This window comes from Bifidobacterium sp. LCP19S3_E9 (assembly GCF_052121135.1).
Classification (GTDB): domain Bacteria; phylum Actinomycetota; class Actinomycetes; order Actinomycetales; family Bifidobacteriaceae; genus Bifidobacterium; species Bifidobacterium thermacidophilum.
Genome location: NZ_JBQKEV010000006.1, coordinates 41159 through 62879, shown reverse-complemented (window position 1 = coordinate 62879; position 21721 = coordinate 41159). Strand labels below are relative to the sequence as shown.

16 protein-coding genes are annotated in these 21721 nt (G+C 61.6%); all 16 read left to right on the top strand.

Features of this window, described 5'->3' with window-relative positions; all coding sequences use genetic code 11:
• Nucleotides 1-119: 119 nt before the first annotated feature.
• Entirely contained in the window at nt 120-389 is a 270-nt protein-coding gene (gene rpsO, locus ACTQYB_RS04490) for a 30S ribosomal protein S15 (RefSeq protein ID WP_321046351.1), read from the top strand.
• Nucleotides 390-724: 335 nt separating this feature from the next.
• The gene (locus ACTQYB_RS04485) at nt 725-3436 is read left to right on the top strand and encodes a polyribonucleotide nucleotidyltransferase (protein ID WP_412170489.1); all 2712 of its coding nucleotides are present in this window, start codon (nt 725-727) and stop codon (nt 3434-3436) included.
• Between the two features lie 456 nt (nt 3437-3892).
• A complete protein-coding gene (locus ACTQYB_RS04480; RefSeq protein WP_033506066.1) occupies nt 3893-4456 on the top strand; it encodes a LemA family protein in 564 nt (187 codons plus the stop codon).
• A gap of 84 nt (nt 4457-4540) precedes the next feature.
• On the top strand, nt 4541-6724 hold the full coding sequence (locus ACTQYB_RS04475) for a DUF2207 family protein (RefSeq protein ID WP_441482018.1): 2184 nt from the start codon (nt 4541-4543) through the stop codon (nt 6722-6724).
• A 181-nt stretch (nt 6725-6905) separates the two neighbouring features.
• Nucleotides 6906-7769, top strand: a complete 864-nt coding sequence (locus ACTQYB_RS04470; RefSeq protein ID WP_441482017.1) for an aldo/keto reductase — start codon at nt 6906-6908, stop codon at nt 7767-7769.
• Between the two features lie 168 nt (nt 7770-7937).
• The gene (locus tag ACTQYB_RS04465; RefSeq protein ID WP_441482016.1) at nt 7938-9446 is read left to right on the top strand and encodes a peptidase U32 family protein; all 1509 of its coding nucleotides are present in this window, start codon (nt 7938-7940) and stop codon (nt 9444-9446) included.
• A 67-nt stretch (nt 9447-9513) separates the two neighbouring features.
• Complete coding sequence (locus ACTQYB_RS04460; protein ID WP_441482015.1) at nt 9514-10557, top strand: polyphenol oxidase family protein; 1044 nt, start codon at nt 9514-9516, stop codon at nt 10555-10557.
• A gap of 224 nt (nt 10558-10781) precedes the next feature.
• On the top strand, nt 10782-11768 hold the full coding sequence (locus ACTQYB_RS04455; protein ID WP_441482014.1) for an IspD/TarI family cytidylyltransferase: 987 nt from the start codon (nt 10782-10784) through the stop codon (nt 11766-11768).
• A gap of 65 nt (nt 11769-11833) precedes the next feature.
• Nucleotides 11834-12511: a pyroglutamyl-peptidase I gene (locus tag ACTQYB_RS04450; RefSeq protein WP_033506057.1), complete on the top strand. Its 678-nt coding sequence runs from the start codon at nt 11834-11836 to the stop codon at nt 12509-12511.
• A 144-nt stretch (nt 12512-12655) separates the two neighbouring features.
• Complete coding sequence (locus ACTQYB_RS04445) at nt 12656-14068, top strand: cell division protein (protein WP_321046357.1); 1413 nt, start codon at nt 12656-12658, stop codon at nt 14066-14068.
• A gap of 233 nt (nt 14069-14301) precedes the next feature.
• Nucleotides 14302-15639, top strand: coding sequence for a C1 family peptidase (locus ACTQYB_RS04440; protein WP_033506053.1), 1338 nt, complete (start codon nt 14302-14304; stop codon nt 15637-15639).
• 157 nt (nt 15640-15796) lie between these two features.
• Nucleotides 15797-16951 (top strand): 3-deoxy-7-phosphoheptulonate synthase, encoded by a 1155-nt coding sequence (locus tag ACTQYB_RS04435; protein WP_441482013.1) that lies wholly within the window; start codon nt 15797-15799, stop codon nt 16949-16951.
• A gap of 258 nt (nt 16952-17209) precedes the next feature.
• Nucleotides 17210-18454 (top strand): 3-deoxy-7-phosphoheptulonate synthase, encoded by a 1245-nt coding sequence (locus tag ACTQYB_RS04430; RefSeq protein WP_441482053.1) that lies wholly within the window; start codon nt 17210-17212, stop codon nt 18452-18454.
• 108 nt (nt 18455-18562) lie between these two features.
• Nucleotides 18563-19258: a 5'-methylthioadenosine/S-adenosylhomocysteine nucleosidase gene (gene mtnN, locus ACTQYB_RS04425; protein WP_441482012.1), complete on the top strand. Its 696-nt coding sequence runs from the start codon at nt 18563-18565 to the stop codon at nt 19256-19258.
• A gap of 220 nt (nt 19259-19478) precedes the next feature.
• The gene (locus tag ACTQYB_RS04420) at nt 19479-20927 is read left to right on the top strand and encodes a sensor histidine kinase (RefSeq protein ID WP_441482011.1); all 1449 of its coding nucleotides are present in this window, start codon (nt 19479-19481) and stop codon (nt 20925-20927) included.
• Nucleotides 20905-21609 carry a response regulator transcription factor gene (locus ACTQYB_RS04415; protein ID WP_441482010.1) on the top strand — a complete coding sequence of 235 codons (705 nt, stop codon included), beginning with the start codon at nt 20905-20907 and terminating at the stop codon, nt 21607-21609. Before ACTQYB_RS04420 ends, ACTQYB_RS04415 begins: the two co-directional genes overlap by 23 nt.
• Nucleotides 21610-21721: the final 112 nt, after the last annotated feature.

Genomic DNA, 21721 nt, shown 5'->3' with positions numbered 1-21721 from the left:
TGCCATAGGTTTTCCACACCTTGGTTTACAATTATATTTTGGCGTGTTTCGCCCGCGGATAGAGAGCGCTCCGGCATTGGGCCGGTGGCACCGCGCAGCTAGAACCCAAGGAGGAAGCCGTGGCACTTACGGCTCAGGACAAGCAGGAAATCATCAGCAAGTACGCGACGCACGAAGGCGACACCGGTTCCCCGGAGGTCCAGGTTGCACTGCTGACCAAGCGCATCGCTGATTTGACCGAGCACCTCAAGACCCACAAGCACGATCATCATTCGCGCCGTGGTCTGCTGCTCATGGTCGGCGACCGTCGTCGTCTGCTTGACTATCTCAAGCGCGAGGACATCGATCGTTACCGTTCCCTGATCGACCGTCTCGGCCTGCGTCGATAGAAGACTTACGCCCGTGCCTTGTGCGCGGGCGCTCGTATATCACGCTCGAACTCATAAACGTCCCGCCCACAGGGGGCGGACCGATGTCGGCGGCGGTAGGCAGCATGGCAGCGCCTGTCGCCGCCTTCGAGGCAAGACAACACCGGGGGCCGGCGGGGACATACACGGGGTGCGATGCCGCAAGCGAAAAGTCAACGAATAAGTGAATAATGGAACTGACGTTCTGACACGAGGAAAACGAAGGATTCGCGGCCAGGTATGCCGCGTGACACGCAAGGCCTGCGTCAGGTCAGTAATGGTTTAGGTAGATAGATAATCAAACAAAGGAGGAACCCTTGGAGGGTCCCGAAATCAAGGCCGTAGAGGCCGTAATCGACAATGGTTCATTTGGCAAGCGCACGTTGCGTTTCGAGACGGGTCGTCTCGCCCAGCAGGCGGATGGGGCTGTTGCCGCCTATCTTGATGATGATTCGATGGTCCTGTCCACCACCACGGCCGGTTCCAGCCCGAAGGAGAACTACGACTTCTTCCCGCTGACCGTTGACGTGGAAGAGAAGATGTACGCCGCGGGCAAGATCCCGGGCTCCTTCTTCCGCCGTGAGGGCCGCCCGAGCTCCGAGGCGATTCTCGCCTGCCGTATCATCGACCGCCCGCTGCGCCCGCTGTTCCCGCACACGCTGCGCAACGAAGTGCAGGTCGTGGAGACCGTGCTCGCCGTCAACCCTGACGACGCCTACGATGTGCTTGCCCTGAACGCCGCATCCGCGTCCACCATGATTTCCGGTCTGCCGTTCGAAGGCCCGGTTTCCGGCGTGCGTCTCGCCCTGATCGACGGCCAGTGGGTCGCCTTCCCGCGCTGGAGCGAGCGTGAGCGCGCGGTCTTCGAGATCGTCGTCGCCGGCCGTGTGGTCGAGAACGGTGATGTCGCGATCGCCATGATCGAGGCCGGTGCCGGCAAGAACGCCTGGCACCTCATCTATGACGAGGGCCAGACCAAGCCGGATGAGGAAGTCGTCGCCGGCGGTCTTGAGGCCGCCAAGCCGTTCATCAAGACGATTTGCGAAGCGCAGAACGAGCTCAAGGCCAAGGCTCCGAAGCCGGCCAAGGAGTTCCAGCTGTTCCCGGAGTACACCGAGGACCTTTACAACCGCATCGACGAAATCGCCCACTCCCAGCTCGACGAAGCCCTGTCCATCGCGGAAAAGCTGCCTCGTCAGGAGCGCATCCACGAAATCAAGGAACAGGTGCGCGAGCAGCTGGCCAACGAGTTCACCGACATGGACGACGCCGAGAAGGAAAAGGAACTCGGCAACGCGTTCAAGGAGCTGCAGCGCCAGATTGTGCGCCGCCGCATCCTGACCCAGGACTACCGCATCGACGGCCGCGGACTGCGCGACATCCGTACCCTGTCCGCCGAAGTGGACATCGTGCCGCGCGTGCACGGCTCCGCCCTCTTCCAGCGCGGCGAAACCCAGATCCTGGGTGTCACCACGCTCGGCATGCTCAAGATGGAACAGCAGATCGACGCGCTGAGCGGCCCGCAGTCCAAGCGGTACATGCACAACTACGAGATGCCGCCGTATTCGACCGGCGAAACCGGCCGTGTCGGCTCCCCGAAGCGCCGCGAAATCGGCCATGGCGCCCTCGCCGAGAAGGCCCTCGTGCCGGTGCTGCCGAGTCGCGAGGAGTTCCCGTACGCCATCCGTCAGGTCTCCGAGGCCATTGGCTCCAACGGTTCCACCTCCATGGGCTCCGTGTGCGCCTCCACTCTGTCGCTGCTGTCCGCCGGCGTGCCGCTGAAGGCCCCGGTTGCAGGCATCGCGATGGGCCTGGTCTCTGGTGACGTTGACGGCCAGCACATCTACAAGACGCTGACCGACATCCTGGGCGCTGAGGACGCATTCGGCGATATGGACTTCAAGGTGGCAGGTACCTCCGAGTTCATCACCGCGTTGCAGCTGGACACCAAGCTCGACGGTATTCCGGCCGACGTGCTCGCCGCCGCACTGCAGCAGGCGAAGGAAGCCCGCGCCACGATTCTCGACTTGATCAACGAGTGCATCGACGGCCCGGCCGAAATGAGCCCGTTCGCTCCGCGTATCATCACCACCAAGGTGCCTGTCGACAAGATCGGCGAGGTTATCGGCCCGAAGGGCAAGATGATCAATCAGATCCAGGAGGACACCGGCGCCGAGATCACCATCGAGGACGACGGCACCGTCTACATCTCCTCCGAGGGCGGCGAGGCTGCCGAGAAGGCGAAGGGCATCATCGATTCCATCGCCAACCCGCATGTCCCTGAACCGGGCGAGGTTTACAACGGCAAGGTCGTTAAGACCACCAGTTTCGGCGCGTTCGTGAACCTGACCCCGGGCACCGACGGCCTGCTGCACATCTCCCAGGTGCGTAACCTCGCCAACGGCGAGCGTATCGATGCCGTTGAGGACGTGCTCAAGGAAGGCGACACCGTCGAAGTCGTCGTGCAGGGTGTGGATGACCGCGGCAAGATTTCCCTGGCCATCCCCGGTTTCGAGGACCAGGAGTCTTCGGCTCCGCGTTCCGCCGGTCGCGGGCGTGACGAGCGTCGTGGCGGCGGCCGTGGCCGTCGCGACGAGGGCGAGGATCGCGGATATCGCGGTGGCCGTCGTTCCCGTGATGATCGTGACGAGCGTGATGATGAGTATGATGATCGTCCGCGTCGCGGCCGTCGTTCCGACCGTGATGACCGCGACGACCGTTACGATGACGACCGCCGTCCGTCTCGCCGCAGCCGTGACGACCGTTATGATGACGAGCGTCCGTCTCGTCGTTCCCGTGATGATCGTGATGATGAGTATGATGATCGTCCGCGTCGTGGCCGTCGTTCCGAGCGTTCGGAGCGTGACGACCGTGGTGGCCGTGGCTATCGTGGCGGCCGTCGTGACGACCGCAACCCGCGCTATGCGGCGGATGACCACTATGACGAGTATCGCGCCGACCGCGAGGAGCGTCATGAGCGTCCGCGTCGCCGTGTGCGCCGCGATTTCGATCCGTTCGAGGAGGACTGATCGCGCATCGGTTCGGTTTCGTGCCGGAACGCCTGCACATGGCATGATCGTCCGGTTCAGCTGAACTGATTGTGGCTAATCGATTGATTGGCTGATTGGGCCGTCGGGAGTATTTCCCGGCGGCCCTTTTGCATGGAATGTCCTGTTGCCCCCCACGCCCTATGCTCTGAATACCTTGTACTCTCAAACGTCGTGTGCCCTGAACGTCTTGCGCTCTGGAACGTCCTGTGCCGCCGCAGCCGTGGCGCTCCCTTTCACAAACTGTCTACGCTGACAGGCGGTTTGGCGTCACCAGTTTGGGAAGTACCATGTTCTCGATGGGTAGGCATAAGTCCTCGATGGGCAGACCGCAAGAATCCGAGGAATTAGCCATTGGTACAAGCCTTCTGAGATGCTGGTATTGCAGACTGTCCCTGCCGGGCTCAAGAGACCCCGATGTCTTCGAAGGAGAGAACAATGGTGTGGATTATCATTGCCGTCATCGTGCTGCTGATCATTGTGTGGATGATCAGCGCCTACAACAATCTGGTCACCCTGCGCAACCGGGTCAAGAACGGTTGGGCGCAGATCGATGTCCAGCTCAAGCAGCGTGCCGATCTGGTGCCGAACCTTGTGGAAACCGTCAAGGGGTACGCCACCCATGAATCCCAGGTGTTCACGCAGGTCACCGAGGCCCGTGCCAAGGCTGTTGCCGTGGCCGCCGACAAGCAGGCGGGTACCGCGGAACGCATCGCCGCGGAGAACGACCTGAGCCGCGCCCTGTTCAACCTGCAGGCCACCGCCGAGGCGTATCCGCAGCTCCAGGCGAACCAGAACTTCATGGACCTGCAGCGCCAACTGCAGGAGCTCGAGCAGAAGATCGCCTACGCACGCCAGTTCTACAACGATGTTGTCATGAAGCTCAACAACGCGATCGAGACCTTCCCGAGCAATATCGTCGCCGGCCTGTTCCACTTCGAACAGGCGGAATACTTCCAGGTGGACGAGGCCTCCAAGCAGGCCCCGCAGGTGAAGTTCTGATCTTCCGCCGCCGCGGTATTCCGGTATTACCGGCCGCGCTGCCGTTCGCTGTGCGTCGCAGCTGTCTGTCTAGGGGAGTGAACCATGAAACATCAAGCTGGCATATGGGTGAAGGCGATTATCGCCGGGATTGTGACAGTCCTGGTATGCGCGTTCGCCGTCGTCATGACCTCGCCGCACGGCGACTCCCCGGACCTGTCGTACCGCAGCGCGGACTACCGCGTCAAGGTGCTGGCCAACGGTGACCTGAAGATCACCGAGCATATCGACGTCAAGCTTAAGGATCGCGACAAGCCGTGGCGGCAGCTCTACCAGCGGTACAAACTCGACCCTTCCCAGCTCACCGCGATTACCGGTGTCAGCGTGCGCAACACCACGAGCGGCACCACGTACACGCAGGCCGACCCGGTCATTCCCGGGACGGACACCAACGGTGCGTGGGATTCCACGTACGCGGGCCACTGGTATCTCGCCCGGGTCAACGGCGATGACCTGGAACCGTACGACGCGTCCGCAGGATCGCCTGACGGCACGCTGGAACTTGGCTGGAATATCCCGGCCACCAGTGAGGCGAGCAGCCTCGGCTTTGATATCACCATGACTTTCAAGGGCGTCAGCACCGCCTATGATGACGTGGCGGCGTTCCAGTGGGAACCGGTCGGTGCGTCAAACCAGGTGCCGATCGGCAAACTCACCGGCACGGTCACCTTCCCCGAGGGGATCACTGCGAAGAACTCGTGGGCATGGCTGCATTACGAGGGTACGTCGTCCACTTCGCGCTCGGATGACGGCTCGCTCAAGTTCACCGCATACAACGTGAAGTCCGGCGACTATCTTGACCTGGTGGCCATGCTTGACGTGGCCAAGACCTCCGGCATCGCACGCCATGAGGAAGGCGAGCACAAAGCCATTCTCATGGCGCATGAGGACCAGCTGGAACAGGCGTGGAAAGACAGCCAGCGTATCAAGGCGAGAACACTGGTGGTCGAGGTGACACTGGCTATACTGGTCGCCATCGCTTTGGCGGCGTGGCTGATTGTGTCCGCGGTGTTCAGCCGCCGCAAGGCCGCCTGTCCCAAAGACGTAGTCTACCGGCATGACCCGCCCGATATGAGCCCTAACAACGCCGCACGGCTCAACGGCGTGCTGGAGAACGTGTCCTCGTCGCAAACGGATGCGCGCGCGCTGTCGGCGACCATGCTGTCGTTGGCTTCGAAGCATGCGATCCGTATCCTGCCGGGCGACAGCGAGTCATACAACGGCATCAACGTCGCCACCACAGACCCCCGCGCGCTGTCCGCGGCGATCGCGTCATCCCCGGCCGCGCAAGGCATGGCTTCCGGCTCGAGCGACAACGTGACCATCGCAATCGAACCGGCAAGCGACAACCCCGGCACGCGCGCACAGCTGAACCTGTGTGATTCCGAGGATGCGCTGCTTGATTTCCTGCAAACCGTGGGGCACAGGGTCAACAGCCGGGTGTTCGACATGGACCGGATGCGCGAATCGATGAGCGACTGGAAGTCGGGCGCCCGTAAGCAGGAGTCTATGGTCGAACGGTTCACGGGCGAGTTCGCCGCGCTCGCCGCCACGACGTCCAACGGTCGAGGCGCGCTCGCCGCCGCCGTATGCTCGGTGGTGTACGGGCTGGGCTGCATGGTGCTGTTCAACGACAATCTGGCCATGCAGTTCGCGCTGATTCTGCCGTTGGCCTTCTGCCTGGCCGTGTGCCTGAGCCTGACGAGGTTCACCGGGTTGAACGACAACGGCAAGGCGCTTGCCATGCAAGTGGAGGGGCTGAAGCAGTATCTCAACGATTTCAGCGATTTCAAGAATCGCGGCGTGCTGGATCTCACGCTATGGGACCGGTATCTCGTATATGCGGCGGCGTTCGGCATGTCCGAGCAGGTGATGCGTCAGCTTGCCGAAGCGGTTCCTGAACTGTCCGATCCCGCGTGGCTTGACAGCAACGCCTCTGATTCGCTGCTGTACTGGATGTACCGCCCGGTGTACTGGAACACGGGTTTCGGCACGAACAACGCTGCGGCATTGGGTGGCGCGATTGCCGGGGCCTCCTTCTCCCCGTCGTCCTTCGCCGATCTGGGTACGCAGCTGGGTGCTGGTTTCACCGAAGTCCAGGAGGCGGCGAACACGGTCCTGCATCCGGCGGATTCGTCGGGTGGCGGCCTGTCGGGCGGCGGTTTCTCCGGTGGCGGTTTCGGTGGCGGTGGCGGTGGAACCGGTGGCGGCAGTTTCGGCGGCCGTTAGCAGGACCAGCCCATGCGGATTCTCGTGGTGGAATCGTGGTGAAATCCATATCCGCCCGTAGGCTGGAACTGATTGCGTCAAGCTGCGATAGGCGAATCGGCGCCGAGGCCGCTTGGCCGACGGACACGTTGTCCGGCAGCCGCCTGCCATGAGGGTATGCGGTGTCCGCGAAGGAGGATTCATGACGTTATTCCGTGATCTGGGACCGTTCCACACCACCGCCATCGGGCATGGCGAAATGCCGCTGACCATCGAGAACAACCGCGGACATGCGGTCGGCATCGAGACGCTGCATGCCTCCCTTGACGCCGGCTGCCGCCATATCGACACCGCGTGGGCATATTACACGCCCGGCGAGGAGGAGCAGACTGGCGAGAAGCTGGTGCGCGAGGCGCTTGACACGTGGAACGGCCCGCGTGACGAGGTACTGGTCGCCACCAAGGTGGGGTTGCGCCGCGCATGGGACGGCGACAAGCCGATCTGGCCGCGTGACGGCAAGCCGGAGCATCTCATCGAATACGGCAAGCAGTCGGCGCAGGCGCTCGGCGTGGACGCGATCGACCTGCTGTACCTGCACCGCCATGACCCGGAGGTCCCGTATGAGGAGTCCTGCGAAGGCATCAAGGCGCTGCTCGACCAGGGTGTGGCCAAATGGGCGGGCGTGTCGAACGTCACTATCGAACAGCTGGATATCGCCCGGCGCGTGTTGGGCGACAAGCTGGTCGCCGTGCAGAACCAGTATTCCCCGATTCATCTGGAAACTCAGGACACGCTTGATTACTGTGCGAAACTCGGCCTCGCATTCGTGTGCTGGAGTCCGCTTGGCGGGTATCGCCACCCCTACGACGAGCATCTGTTCGACCCGTTCCGTGAAGTCGCCGCGAAGCATGGTGTCAGCTACCAGCGGGTGGTGCTCGCGTGGGAGCTCGCCAAGGGCGACCACATGTTCGTGATTCCGGGCGCGCATCGACCCGAAACCATCCTTGATTCGCTCAAGGCCGACGAACTCGAGCTCAGCTCCGACGAACTCGCCTATCTCGGCTGAGCTGGTCTCCAGCACCTGCTGTCTTCCACAAACTGGTTACGCTGAGGGGCTTGTCAGTGTAACCAGTTTGTGGAATGGAGCGATTCGTGGGGAGGCGGTTCTGGGGAAAAGACGCTGCAGAACGTTGCAGGACGTGTCATCGTGGCGAGGTTGTTATGCTATGCGGTGATGAATGAACAGATGACGACTTCGCAGACTCCACAGGCCGGACAGATTCCGGCGGCGATCACACCAATGACCGCACAGACTTCACAGACCGCGTCGATTGCGGACGCAGCCGCAGCTCCGATTGCGGCGACCTTACGCCATACTCGCCGGCGCCCCGAAGTGCTGGCGCCGGCCGGCAACCTGCGCAGCCTGAAAACTGCGGTCGATTTCGGCGCGGACGCCGTCTATTGCGGTGGCAAGGCCTTCGGCATGCGTTCGGCACCGAAGAATTTCACGCTCGAGGATTTCGAGGAGGGCGCGCGGTACGCGCACAAGCATGGCGCCCGCGTGTACGTGACCTGCAACATCCTGCCGCATAACGACGAGGTCGCGGCCATGCGCGAGTATCTGGGCCAGCTCGCCGAAGTCGGGGTCGACGCGCTGATCGTCACCGATATCGGCATCATGATGGAAGCCCGCCATATCGCCCCGAATCTCGAATTGCATGTGTCCACGCAGGCAGGCGTCACCAACTACGGTGCCGCGAACGCGCTGTACGAACTGGGCGCGAAGCGTGTGGTGCTCGCCCGCGAGCTTGACTTGGACGCGGTCCGTGACATCCGCGCGAACACGCCGGACGATCTTGATATCGAATGCTTCGTGCACGGCTCGATGTGCATGGCCTTCTCCGGGCGCTGCCTGCTGTCGAATTATCTGACCGGACGCAGCGGCAACCACGGCGATTGCGCGCAGCCCTGCCGCTGGAAATACCATGTGGTCGAGGAGAAGCGTCCCGGCCGGTTCTTCCCGGTCGAGGAGAACGGCGAGGGAACGTTCCTGTTCAATTCGCAGGATATGAACATGCTCGGCCATCTTGATGACCTCATCGACGCGGGAGCGACGAGCCTGAAAATCGAAGGCCGGGCGAAAAGCGCGTATTACGTTGCCGCAGTCACGAACGCCTACAAGACGGCGGTGGACGCGTATATGGTCCAACGCGGGTTCGAGGACGGGCAAGGCCATACGCTGCGGCCGTTCGCCGACCGGGTCCGCCGAACGCCGGCAGGACAGCCCGCATTGCTGGGCGATGCCGCGCGCATGCCCGGTGACGCGCCGCATGTCCGCCTGCCGCAATGGGTGCTGGACGAGCCGTATAAGGTTTCGCACCGCGAATACAGCACGGGCTTCTACTATCCTGAACATCCGGTCGGGCAAAATACAGACCGCGGCGGGTATTTCCGCGATTGGATTGTCGTGGGCGAAGTGATGTCGTATGACGCTTCAACGCGGAGGGTCACGCTGATGAGTCGCAACAAAATCGAGGCGGGGCAGGAGGTCGAGTTCCTGATGCCCGGTCGCGAACCGCTGCGTATGACCGTGCCGGCGGGTGGGTTCCTTGACGCCGATGGCCATTGGGTCGAATCGGTGAACAACCCCGCCCATGTGTTCTCCATGCCCTGCCCTGAGCCGGTGACCGTGAACGCCGCAATCCGTTCCCGCGCCCACAATCGCACGCTGAAAGCCGAATAGCCGAGGCTGGCAGTCCCGGCAAGACCGGCGAGTGGCGATTGCATGGCATGCCGCTAGGATAGGCGGTATGAACGATCCTGCGAACATCGTGGACAGCAACGCCATCCCGCCGGTGGACGAATCCGGCAATCCAATCCCCGTCACCATTCCGATCATCCTCGCGCCGGGTATCACCGTGACCTACACGACCCGGTTGGGCGGGGTCAGCCAAGGCGATTACGCGGCGTGCAATCTGGGCGGCAAATCCGGAGACGACTCCAAACATGTGCTCGCCAACCGGGTGGCTTTGCGCACCGCGGTCGGCGCTGACCTGTCGCTGATCAGTCAAGTCCATTCCGGGGAAGCAGTGGATGTCGACGGTTCCTTCACCATCAACACACCCTTCGGATTCGATGTATCCGGCACCGTGCGGGCAGACGGCACGGCTGCAGACGCCGCGAACTCTGAGGCCACCGACACAGGCGTCGACACGGACAGGCAGTCTCAGGTGGTCGCCGCTGACGGCCAGGTGACCTCGCGCACCGGCATCGCGCTCGGCATCTTTGCAGCGGATTGTCTGCCTGTTCTCATGGCAGATCCGGTATCCGGCATCATCGCGGGTGCGCATTGCGGCAGGCGAGGGTTGGAACGCGACATCATCGCCCATACCATCGATCTCATGTGTTCCAAAGGCGCAGAACGCTCCCGTATCGTCGCCACGCTCGGACCATGCATCTGTGGCGACTGCTATGAGGTCGGCGGGGATATCGCCGACGCGTTCGACGCAAAATTCCCCGGCACCTACACGCTCACTCGCTTCGGCGGCCCCGGCATCGATATCGCCGCCGCCGCCCGCCAGTGCCTGGACAAGGCCGGTGTGAGCGCCGAACGCATCATCGATTCGCGGCCCCGCGTCGCCGCCGCAACGCAATATCTCGCGCAAGACCAGGAACTGCGCGACTTGTGCCGTATCGACAACGAGGGCGATCCTGAGCTTGACGAGCGGGTCGGCGCCATCAAACACAGCCTATGCACCTTGGAGAACCCGCTGTGGTACTCGCATCGCCGCGCCGCGCTCGCCAAGAAAACGCATGAAGGCCGAATGCTCGCCCTGATTTCGCGGCAAGCCTGACTTCGTGGCGGTCGGGTGTTTTTCGCCGATCGTTTGTCTGCTTGTTGGCCTGTCTGTATGTATGTGGCACCGGCTTTCGGTCTACGTCTCAGACCGCTCTGCTCCGGTGGGCTGCCCCGCCTGCAAGACTCTGGTCCCAAGCTGTCCGCTCAAGTCGGAACCCGACAAGGTGTCGGAATCCGCCGATTCGGTGCAGAAACCCGCACACGCATCGACATCGGGCCATGGTTGCGTTTACGGTGGGGCGTATGCGCGAAGAGAGTCCAGAATCCCAGCATGACCGGCAGCCCGACCGCGCCCAGCAGTCGCAGGCTTACGATGCCGACTCGCAAGAGGCAGTCCAATCTCAACCGGCCACCGAACCCGAATCGCCTGTCGGACCTGCTGATTCGGCTGGTGCGCCGGCCGAATCAGCCGACGAATCAGCCGCCGCACCAGCCCAGGTCCCTGTGGTCGCGGTGGTACTGGCTGCGGGCTTCGGAACCCGTTTCGATTCCCGAAACCCCAAACAATTGGTCGCGGTGGCCAATAAACCGGTGGTGTGCTGGAGCATCGAGGCCTTCGAATACGACCCGAGAATCACGGATATCGTCGTTGTGGTGAACCCGCAGGTGCGCGACGAGGTCGAGCGTCTGGTGGACGAAGGCGGCTACGCGAAAGTCCGTGCAATCATCGAAGGCGGCGCCGAACGCGTAGACAGCACGGAGAGCGCGTTGCAGATGCTTGCGGATTTCGGTATCCCGCAGGACGCGAAGGTGCTGATCCATGATTCGGTGCGTCCGTTCATCGAGCGGTCCTCGATCGACGGTTGCATCGACGCCCTGGATGAATTCGATGCGGCGACGGTCGCCATGGCCTCGACGGACACGATTCTCGTCACCGAAGATCTGGGCGACCGCAAAGTGGTACATGCGGTACCCGATCGCAGCGATATGTTCCGCGCCCAGACCCCGCAGGCCTTCCGCTTCAAGACGATCCGCCACGCATACGAGCTCGCCGCGCAAGATCCGGATTTCCATCCGACCGACGATACGCGGGTGGTCGTGGATTATCTGCCGGATACGCGTGTTGCGATTGTCGCCGGCAGCGAAAGCAATATGAAAATCACCACGCAGGACGATCTGGAGATGGTCAAGCGTTTCGCGTTCGAGGCGACCCGCAAACGCGCCATCGACCGCGTGCAGGGCATGGTACGTCCCGACGAGGCGTAGGTAGGCGTATATCGCCATGAGCCCGTGCTCACAGGAGAAATGCGGTTGTGGCTAGACTTGAAGGTATGAAACAGATCAATGTGGTGATGTCCGGATTCGAGCCATACGAGGGCATCGACGTCAACCCATGTCTCGAGGTGCTGTCCGCGTTGGAACGCGACGGGCTCGCCGGGTTCGCCGAGCAAGACCGCCTTTTGGCTGATGCACAGGTGACCATCCACACGGTGCTGCTCCCGGTCAGTTTCGCCAAGGCGTGGCCGATGCTGCTGGAGACCATCGAGCGCACGCACCCGGATATCGTCATTGCAACGGGTCTCAAACGTGCGGCGCGTGGCATGCAGTTGGAACGTTGCGCCACCAATCTGATGGACGCCGCCAAACCTGATGCAGACAATCGTCGCCCGCGGCGCATGCCGATTGACCCCGAAGGGCCGGCCGCATATTGGACGCGTCTGCCCCTGCGCTCCATCCTCAAGGATTTCGCCGACCACCATATCCCCGCGACTTTGAGCTCCGACGCGGGCACCTACGTGTGCAACTCGCTGTTCTACAACCTGTTGAACTGGGCTGCGACGAAGGACCATGTCATCGGTGGTTTCCTCAATTTCCCCACGGTCAACGAGCAGCCGCACCCCCAGCACGGTCTGCCGCTCGCCCAACAGATCGCGGCGGCGCGTGATGTGGTCCATGAGACAGTGCGCTACTATCTGGAGCCTTCGTCGGGGGAGATTCTGCTCGCATAAGCGGCGTGTGTGCGCTTGCGCCGGCGGGCTTCGAACACAACTGTGAACATGAAGTGATGGCGTTCCTGAACGTCCTATTTTTGGGGTAGAGTTCAATCGGTTGTGTGTTGCGGAGCACTCGCTCCGTGGGCGAAAGGAATATTCATGGTTGATCGGTTCCCGATCGTGTTTCACGGTTACGACAAGGAGAAGGTCGACGAGGCCATCAATGCGTCGCAGGAGTCGCTGAATCGTCTGCGTGAGCAGGTCAAGTCAAGCGATGACACGATTCTGCAGTTGCAGGCGCAGTTGCAGGAAGAGAAAAACAACGTCAAGAAGGCATCGAAGGGCAATTCCTTCGCTTCTCTTGGCGCAAACGCTCAGCAGATGCTCGCCTCCGCAGAGCAGACCAGCCAGGAGCTGCTCAACCGCGCCAAGCAGGACGCCGCCTCGACGCGCGCCTCAGCCCAGGCGCAGGCTGAAACCCTGCTGAACAACGCGAAGCTCGATGCCAAGCACATCATCGACGAGGCGAATGCGAAGGCGAAGGCCACGCTGGACAAGGCGAATTCCGAAGCCGCGACGATCACCGCGAACGCGAAGGAAGAAGTCGCGCAAATGCGTGCTGAAGCTGCCAAGGCCGTCACCGAGCAGCGTGATACCGTCAAGCTTGAGCTGAGCAACGCCCGTGAAGAGCAGAAGAAGCGTATGGCCTCCGATCTGGCCAAGCAGAACCGTGAGATCTCCGACATGAAGGCCGACGCCACGCAGAAGATTGCGGCTCAGCGCAAGGCTGCGAACGAAGAGATCACGCATTTGAAGAGCGAAGCCAACGATCAGATCGAGAAAGCGCTCGCCGAGGCGAATAAGAAGCTCGCCGACGTGCGTGAGCAGGCGTCCCGCACGATGACCGAGGCCCAGCGCAAGGCCGGTGAAATCACCGATGCCGCCAAGGCCAAGGCCCAGGAGATCTCCGATCAGGCCGAGGTGTATCGTACGAAGACCATGAGCCAGGTCGATGCCGAAGCCGAACAGATTCGCGCCGATATCGCCGCCCAGCAGGATGACGCGACCAAGAAGGTCAACGAACTGCTTGACAATCTCGAGGAGCGTCGTACCGCCGCCAAGCAGGAAGCGAACGATCTGATTGGTAAGGCGAAGAAGACCCGCGAGGAAGCCGACGCTTACGCCGACCAGAAGCGTAAGGCCGCCGATGAGCAGGCTGCGAAGATCCTCCAGAAGGCCCAGGAAGACGCCGCCAAGCAGATCGAGGAGCGTCGTCAAGCCGCCAAGAGCGAGCTTGATGGGCTCCAGCAGCATATCGCCGAGCTGCAACAGCGTGAATCCAGCATCACCCAGCGCGTCACCGAGCTGCGTTCGATGTTCGCCAACGCGTTCTCCGGCTTCAACTTCGGCGCGCCGAAGGCTGAAACCGACGATGTCGCGGTCACCGGCGTGGTCGCCGACGGCGAGGGCGCGAAGTCTAAAGCCGCCGCGCAAGACCAACAGTTGCCGGCTTCACGGCAGGCCCAGCTGCCCGCGTCTTCAGCGAATGAGGATGGTAACGCAAACAACTGATTGCCGAACCTGATATGATGTGCCTTGGAAAAGCCCGCTGACGCCGTCATCACGGCATCGGTCAGCCCATGACGTTCAAGGCATTGACACATGGAGGAGTGTCCGGATTCCGGCGCTCCTCCTGCCGTATGTACCACGCTCGCCATGTGCACGGGCGAAACACAGGAAAACCGGAAATCGGGAATACTGGAATACAGGCAGAAATCATCAATATGAACAGACAAGGGGTAGGAATGGACCAGATCACGCCGTTGAGCGCTGAAGCATTGGACAATCTGCGTCAGGAATTCGACGCGAGCGAGCATAATCACCTCGCCATGAATGCGGTTACTGTCGCCGGCATCCAGAATGTTGCACGCAACTATGACCGTGCCCGCCGCCTGCAGCGGCGCTTCTCCACGGTCGTTGACAACGGCGCCGTCACCCATCAGGACCATTCCGGCCGCTGCTGGCTGTTCAGCTCGCTGAATGTCGCCCGCTTCATTGCGAAGAAGAACCTGGGGCTGAAGGAATTCGAGTTCTCGCAGAATTACGCCATGTACTACGACAAGCTCGAGCGCGTGAACTACTTCCTCAAGGATGTCGCCGCGCTGGTGCGTGCCGGCGAGCCGTCGGATTCCCGTCTCATGCAGCATCTTCTGCATGACGTGATGGGCGACGGCGGCCAGTGGACGATGGCGATGAACGTGTACAAGAAGTACGGCGCCGTTCCCAAGGATCTGTTCCCGGAGACCGCATCCTCGAAGAACACCGGCGAGATGAACACGCAGCTGCGTGCGCTGCTGCACACCGCGGTCGCGCATATGTACGCGAACAAGGCGCAGATTGACGAGATCATCGCGCGCACGACCGACGCCGGGCATCGCATCCTCACCATCCACCTCGGTGAGCCGCCGAAGAGCTTCGATTGGGAGTGGACCGACGCGGACGGCAATTTCCATCGTGACGGTGAGATCACGCCGGTCGACTTCTGGAAGAAGTATGTGAACGCCGGTCTCGAGGATTACGTGTGCCTCGTGGACGATCCGCGTGTCGAACATCCGAAGGGTCGCAAAATCGGCATCGAGCATCTGGGCAATGTCGCCGGGGGAGACCCGACCGAATACCTCAATGTGCCGAACGAGTTCATGAAGGATTGCGTGCGCCGGATTTTGACCGAGCAGGGCATCCCGGTGTGGTTCGGCGCGGATTGCCATCCGATGATGGACCGTGAGTCGGGCGCCTGGGCGACCGACCTGTTCGAGTATGGCCGTGTCTACAATGTGGACTTCGATATGAACAAGCAGGATCGCGTGCGGTTCGCCGATTCCGCGATGAACCACGCGATGGCGTTCGTCGGCGTGGATGTCGCCGACGACGGCAAGACGACCCGTCGCTGGCGCGTTGAGAACTCGTGGGGCGACAAGATCGCCGACAAGGGCTACTTCACGATGAGCGACGACTGGTTCACCGAATACGTGTACGAGGTGGCCGTGCCGCGTACGATGCTCCCGGCCGAATACCAGGCCGCTCTGAACGAGCCCGCCATCATGCTCCCCGCCTGGGACCCGATGGGCGCTCTCGCCGACTGACGACACCTGTCATGTCATTGTCCCGCCTGCCGACGCTTACGCATCTTTCAGCGTCGGCAGGCGGTTTGCGTTCCAGCATGCAATCACGGTGCCGGTTCGCTCCGTGCCTTGCGATAGGGTGAGTAGTCCATGTCCGGAATGTCGAAAGGAGAGAGTGATGGCTGGTCTGCGTGGTCCCGATAGTGCTGAGGATGAGCGCCGATTCGGCGATGCGGCCGTCCTTCCCGAGACCGTGGACATCAATATTCGTCAGCTGGATCCGATTCCGGCTCCGCGCGCGTTCTTGCGCGAACTGCCCCTCACCGATGATGCGCGTGACCTGGTGTTGCGTTCACGCCAGGAAATCCGCGATATCATGCATGGCCGTGATGATCGTCTGCTGGTGTTGGTCGGTCCCTGCTCGATCCACGATCCCAAAGCCGCACACGAATACGCGACCAAGCTCGCCGCCGTCAACCGCGCGTTGAACGATCGTCTGCTCATCGTCATGCGCGTATATTTCGAAAAGCCGCGCACGACCATCGGCTGGAAAGGTCTGATCAATGATCCGGATCTGGACGGGCGGTTCAATATTCGCAAAGGCATGTGGCTGGCGCGCAAAGTCTTGACGGATGTGCTGAGCCTTGGCCTGCCGGCCGCCACGGAATGGCTTGACCCGATCACCCCGCAGTACCTGTGCGATTTGATCAGTTGGGGTGCGATTGGCGCGCGCAACACGGAAAGCCAAGTGCATCGCGAGCTGGCGAGCGGTCTGTCCATGCCGGTCGGTTTCAAGAATTCCACCGACGGCTCGATCAAAGCCGCCGCGGATTCCTGCTACACCGCTGGAATCGAACATCATTTCCTTTCCATCAATCTTGATGGCCGTGTGATTTCCGCTGAAACGAAGGGTAATCCCGACTGCCATGTGGTGTTGCGCGGTTCGAGCCACGGCCCGAATTACGATCCCGAGTCGGTCGCCGCTGCGCTGGAAGCGTTGAAGGCTTCGAAGGCGACCGGTGTAAGTGAGGCGGGCGTAGTCATTGATGCCGCCCATGGCAACTGCGGCAAGGACGAGGTCCGCGAAGCAGCTGTGGTCGAGAATATCGCCGGGCGCATCGCACAAGGTGAGCCGGGTATTTTCGGTGTGATGATGGAAAGTTTCCTGAAGGGCGGTCATCAGAAGCCCGCTCCACTCGACCAACTGGTGTATGGACAGTCCGTCACGGACGCCTGTGTGCCGTGGGATCGCACGGAACAGCTGCTGCACACTTTGGCGGATGCGGTCGCCGCACGTCGCGCGCTGAGCGCAAGCGAGAACACAAGGCAATAGCGGTTTCGCATGTCGCGCGGCATCGGGACATCCCGGTGAGCCGTGGCCGGGACACGCTTGACGTGCCGTAACGGCTGCGCACAACCATGCGTCGCATGTGTTGCATGTCGTGTCGCACGGCGCGATACTGGCGATGCCAGCGATGCCGCGTTCCGGACGGTGGCGTTATGCTTGAGTCAGTATTGACGAAAGGGCATGATGAACAAGCAATGGAAGGACGCGCCGACGGGGCCGCTTGACCTCAATCATCCGCAGGACATGCCGACGGACGCCGGAACAACGGCATCCGGGCAAGGCGCATGGCCTCTGCATGTCGGCCAACAGCCGTTGAATTCGCCGGAGGATCTGCGTGCGATCCATGAGGCGATCAGCGAAGGCAAGAATCCACTGGAGGCGACGGATGTGCCGCGCTGGGAGGATCAGGTCGGAGTCAGCCGCATCATCAACCGCCGTGTGCTTGAACTCGAGCCGCTGCCCACGCCGGCGCAGGTGTTGTCGTCGCTGCCGTTGTCGCAGCAGGCGGAGAATCTCGTCGCCTATTCGCGCGATGAAATCCGGGCGTGCCTGTATGGGCAGGACGACCGTCTGCTGGTCATCGTCGGCCCCTGCTCGGTCCATGACCCGAAAGCGGCGCTTGATTATGCCCGTCGCCTCTCCAAGCTGAAGGACGAGCTCGATGATCAACTGCTGATTGTTATGCGCGTGTATTTCGAGAAGCCGCGCACGACGATCGGCTGGAAAGGCCTGATCAACGATCCTGATATCGACGGCAGCCATCAGATTCGCAAAGGTCTGCTGCTCGCCCGTCGCGTGCTGCTCAGCGTACTGGATACCGGACTTGCCGCCGCGACTGAATTCCTGGAACCGACGTCCCCGCAATATATCGCCGATGCGATCAGCTGGGGCGCAATCGGCGCGCGCAACACGGAAAGCCAGATTCATCGGCAGCTGGCGAGCGGTCTGTCCATGCCGGTCGGTTTCAAGAATGCCACAGACGGGTCTGTCAAGGCGGCAGTCAATGGTTGCTTTGCCGCCGCCCAGCAGCACACGTTCTTCGGCATCGACCATTTGGGCCGGGCAAGCGCCGTCGAAACGCTGGGCAATCCTGACTGCCATGTGGTGTTGCGCGGTTCGAGCCATGGACCGAATTACGATGCGCAATCCGTCGCACAGGCGATGGCGGACATCCGTGCGATGCTGCCCGCTGATTCCGCGGCGGCGCATGGGTTGATTGTCGATTGCTCGCACGGCAATTCCGGCAAGGACGAGCATCGTCAGGCGCAGGTCGTGCGCGATATCGCCGCGCGGATCGCCCAGGGCGAGCGCGGCATCACCGGTGTGATGATGGAGAGCTTCCTTGAGGGTGGCAACCAGAAGCCCGCCCCGCTTAATCAGCTGGTCTACGGCCAATCCATAACCGACCGTTGCCTGTCGTGGCCTGATACCGAACAACTGTTGCGTGAATTGGCACAAGCCGTCGCGCAACGTCGCTGGAACGAGTGATTCGGGCGGCAAATCAACGCGTCAACGCACCAACGCGTCGGCACGGCACAACACCCCAACATGTCAACACATCAAACCAACGCAACACACAAGAGCAAAGGAACAACAATGACCACCACCATCGCCATCATCGGGGCATTGGACGAGGAAGTCAAACTGATCGCGAATTCGCTGGAACACGTGGATCATCGCACGCAGGCAAGTCTCGACGTCGCGCACGGCACCCTGACCACGAACGCCGGCGAACAGGTCCGTGTCGCCGCAACTGTCGGCGGCATGGGTCTGGTCAATGCGGCCGCGACCACCCAGTACCTCATCGACACCTACCATCCGCAGGCTGTGATCTTCTCCGGCATCGCCGGCAATCTCAACCGCGACCTGCATATCAACGATGTCGTCCTGGGCGGCACCTTGCGTTATCTGGACACCGATATGCGTCTGGTCGGCCAGTGGAAGCCGAAAACCGAGGAATTCCATTCCGATGTCCACCTGTTGGACGTCGCCTCGGCAGCCCTCGATGCGGCCGGAATCAAACATGTCGTCGGCACGATCGCATCCGGCAATTACTTCGTCGATTCGCCCGAGAAAGTCAAGGAAGTGCGGGAGACTACCGGCGCCGACGCGGTCGAGATGGAAGGCGCCGCTGTCGCGCATGTTGCTGCACGCAACGATGTGCCGGCCCTCGTGATCCGCGCGCTGAGCGACAACGCCGACACCGATTACGAAGTGTTCAAGGAATTTGACATCTCCGAGTACGCGGATACCGCCGCCCGCCTTGCCATCGACATCGTGCGCCGGCTGTAAGCGGCTGTAAGTGGCGGTAACGTCTACAGACGGCGTGCGTGTTGTAATCGATGGTCAGCAGCGATAAGGCCGTAAGTCCGCCGTGCACGATACAGCGCAGCCGCAGATTCGACGGCGAATATGAACAGCAGGCGAACTTCAGTCAAACTCGGGTATGCCAAAGCATCCGTGAGGTTACGCTTGACATGGAGTCGCCGCGACTGCGGCACAGGGAGGAACGATGGACGCACGTCAATTGGCCATCGCCGTGATCATTGTGATCGTGGTGGCAGTGCTCGCTGTGCTGCTCGGATACCGTTGGGGGCGCTGTGCGAGCGCCGGGACGCACGGGGACGTGCATCATGATGACACGGCCGGGGTACGGCCTGCCGCGACCCGCGTGAACGGTGGACCTGCCGGTCCTGACGACGGCTCTCATGGGGCTTCCAGCGTGTTCGGCAGGGGGGCGGTGCGTGCGGCCGAGGAGCAGTTCATCACGGTGATGCCCGACATGCTGGTGATCGCCGACGCTGACGGCCGTATCCGCTATGTCAGCCCCGCGGCGCGCGATCTTGGTCTGGCCGGCAATGACGGGTTCACGAATGACGATATCGCGCAGGTCGTCTCTATGGTCGCAGCGGACGGGCAGATTCGGGACCGCGAAATCACTTTGGAAAGCCGGCAGCTGATCGGTGAAGGTGACCGGCCGGGCCGCGGCGTCAAAGCGGGGACGGCGGGTCCGACGCACACGCGCCATCTCATGATTCACGCAGGGCCGATCGACGAGAACCGTGTGGCCGTGTTCATCCGCGATATCAGCGAGCGCCGCCGGTTTGAGATGATGCGCCGCGATTTCGTGACGAACGTGTCGCACGAGCTGAAAACACCGGCGGGGGCGATTTCCCTGCTTGCCGAAACGATCACCGACGCGGCGGACGACCCGGATGCCGTGCGCTATTTCTCGGGCCGGATTTCAAAGGAATCAAAACGCCTGACCAATCTCGTCCAGCGTCTGATCGAGCTGCAGCGCGCGGAAAGCACGGCCGGCATCGCTTCCGCACGTCAAATCGACGCGCTGGATGTGGTCAGGGATGCCGCCCAGCAGAACGCCGTGCAGGCCGAGCACAAGAATATCGATATCCGTGTGACGCATACCGGTGGTCCGGCGCTCATTACGGTCGATCACCGTGCGCTGACCACGGCGGTCAAGAACCTGATCGAGAATGCTATTCACTATTCCCCCGAAGGGACAACCGTCACCGCTGATATCGCGCGGCATGACGCCGAGGGGACGGTGACCATCCGGGTGATTGATCAGGGGATAGGCATTCCTGAACAGTCACTGGATCGTATCTTCGAGCGCTTCTATCGCGTGGACCCTGCCAGGTCGCGCGATACCGGCGGAACCGGGCTCGGGCTGGCAATCACGAAACATTGCGTCGAGGAGTGTGGCGGCACGATTTCAGTGTGGTCGCATGAGGGGAGCGGCTCGACGTTCACAATTGAACTTCCGTTGGCCTGTGGCGACGATCATGATGCGTCTGCAAGCAGCCAAGTGGCTGCCGATACGTCCGTCCGGGCTGTCGGGAAGCCGCCGTCGCAAGAGCGGACGGACAGGCAGGCCGTAGAGACGGGACAGATGGAACAGCAAGGAGCAGAACAACAGCATGACACGCATTCTGATCGTTGAAGATGAGGAATCCTATCGAGAACCGTTGGTCTATCAGCTGACCCGCGAAGGATATGGTGTCGAGGCCGCCGAAACCGGCGAGGAAGGTTTGGAACTGTTCACTCGCGGCGGTGCCGACTTGGTTTTGCTTGACCTGATGCTTCCCGGCATCGACGGAATCGCGTTGTGCCGGCGCATCCGTGAACAGAGCCGCGTACCGATTATCATGCTCACCGCGAAAAGCGCGGAGATCGACAAAGTCGTTGGGCTGGAAATCGGGGCCGATGATTATGTGACCAAGCCGTATTCGTTCCGCGAATTGTTGGCGCGTATCCGTGCGGTGCTGCGTCGCAATCAGTCAGTGGAACAGGCGTCCGGCGCGCAGGATGACGATGTCGCGCTCGTCTGCGGCGATATCACCATGCATGTGGGCGAGCATCAGGTCACCGTGCGCGGGCAGGACGTGTTCTTCCCGCTCAAGGAGTTTGAGCTGCTTGAGTATCTGATGCAGAACAAGGGGCGCGTGATGACTCGACACCAGCTGATTGACCGTATTTGGGGGTCGAATTATGTCGGCGACACCAAGACGTTGGACGTACATGTCAAGCGCGTGCGTTCCAAGATCGAGACCGACCCGTCTCATCCCCAGTATCTGACGACCGTGCGCGGTCTGGGCTACAAAATCGACGACCCGACCAAGTAACCCCGCGCGCGTCCGCCTTTCCCAAACTGGTTATGCAGCGGGCCATGTCAGCATTGTCAGTTTGTGCAGCTTCTGTTTCTGCCGACGCTGAGTGTGTCGTGAGCGTCGGTAG